The sequence below is a fragment of the Vibrio genomosp. F6 genome, assembly GCF_005146325.1.
Classification (GTDB): Bacteria; Pseudomonadota; Gammaproteobacteria; order Enterobacterales; family Vibrionaceae; genus Vibrio; species Vibrio cortegadensis.
The window spans coordinates 1-1,248 of the sequence record NZ_SYUT01000090.1; the positions used below are offsets into that span (position 1 = coordinate 1).

The following is a 1,248-nucleotide window of genomic DNA, read 5'->3' on the forward strand; positions in this document are numbered from 1 at the left end:
TTAAAATTATTACTCATTTTGCGAAACATTTTCATACCCATAAGCTCTCCCTCCTTAGTCTGACTAGTTAGATACCCCACAATTTCCGCTAAAAGAAACTGCACCACAAAAACTGGTGGATTTGACGTAAAGTAAATCGAGGTTGCCATCATCAGTCTCAGGAGACCACCACTGAGAGACGTTTTCACGTTTCGGCTTTCGATTACAGATTGACCATTATAACCCACTGAACTAAAAAGAAATATAACGCCCGCTTAAGGGGCAGCCAACGCCACTACTAACTTTCCGCATAACACCGTAACCAGAAAAACCAACGCATAGTAAAAATGCCGCGCGTTGGCTGTCCCTCTTGAAGCGTTTGTTATGTGAATTCTCGATTGAAACGCCGAACTTTTGTACGCACATTTTTCATAGGTGATGACGTATTAAACTGAATCATACGCCCCAAAGTCCATTGTTCATACCACGCAACACCATACAAATCATGGTTACTTAAGCTTGAAATGAGTAAAAGTATCTCGTTAACCGTAGACTCAAGTTCAATGAGTAAATCATTGTATTTCCACTCACGATACTCTTCGTAGAAGCTTTCAGCGAGTGAGCCTAATTGGTTCCATTTATAACCAGTTTCCGGGAAATCTACGTGTTGGTGTTGAGATCTTAGGTGATGCCATTTAAGAACCAGTTTCCCCCAACCAATCAAGTAAGCCACTGTATCACCAACACTAATGACTGTACCTTTGACGTTTCCCTCTACTCCAGATTTGCGAACTTTGCTTTCCGGAATTGAACGATAGTCAGCCATGAGTTTCGGAAATATTGAGTTTATAGCTAACTCCAATTCATCCTTATTTTTTGGTACAGAAGACATTTTGACCTCCAGTCACATAACGCTTAAAGCAGCTGCGTGGTACGCGTCGGCTGGCTTTTCTTGTTATGTGTTTGAACGTGGCTACTGAGTTATGCACTTGCGCCACCAGTGACTGAAAAGTCTAATTCACCACCGTCTTTCGTATTAACAAAAAAACGAGTGCCATCAGAACACTCAATGCATAATTCGCTGGCTCTCGGCCTGAATACGTTATCAATACACTTCCCATCAAGAAGCTTCAAAATTGATTTTGCTTCCTTTTCTAAGTCATCACTCATTTGATTCAGCCTTCCCTTCGCTGGACTGGAACACATAACGCCCAATTAAGGTGCGACAACGCTATGACACCCAAGCTAACCCATTACACCGTAAACACA

The 1,248-nt window shown here is 41.9% G+C and carries 2 protein-coding genes and 1 other RNA gene; all 3 read right to left on the minus strand.

Annotated elements, in window-relative coordinates; all coding sequences use genetic code 11:
- Positions 1-136: 136 nt before the first annotated feature.
- An RNA gene (locus tag FCV43_RS19535) (hammerhead ribozyme type II) lies at positions 137-197 on the minus strand.
- A gap of 164 nt (positions 198-361) precedes the next feature.
- Positions 362-871 carry a ClbS/DfsB family four-helix bundle protein gene (locus tag FCV43_RS19545; protein WP_017052835.1) on the minus strand — a complete coding sequence of 170 codons (510 nt, stop codon included), beginning with the start codon at positions 869-871 and terminating at the stop codon, positions 362-364.
- Between the two features lie 89 nt (positions 872-960).
- Positions 961-1,149: a hypothetical protein gene (locus tag FCV43_RS19550; RefSeq protein WP_017052834.1), complete on the minus strand. Its 189-nt coding sequence runs from the start codon at positions 1,147-1,149 to the stop codon at positions 961-963.
- Between the last annotated feature and the right edge of the window lie 99 nt (positions 1,150-1,248).

Coding starts and splice junctions, on each gene's coding strand:
- FCV43_RS19545 (WP_017052835.1), bottom strand. CDS start 871: ATGTCTTCTGTACCAAAAAATAAGGATGAATTGGAGTTAGCTATAAAC.
- FCV43_RS19550 (WP_017052834.1), bottom strand. CDS start 1,149: ATGAGTGATGACTTAGAAAAGGAAGCAAAATCAATTTTGAAGCTTCTT.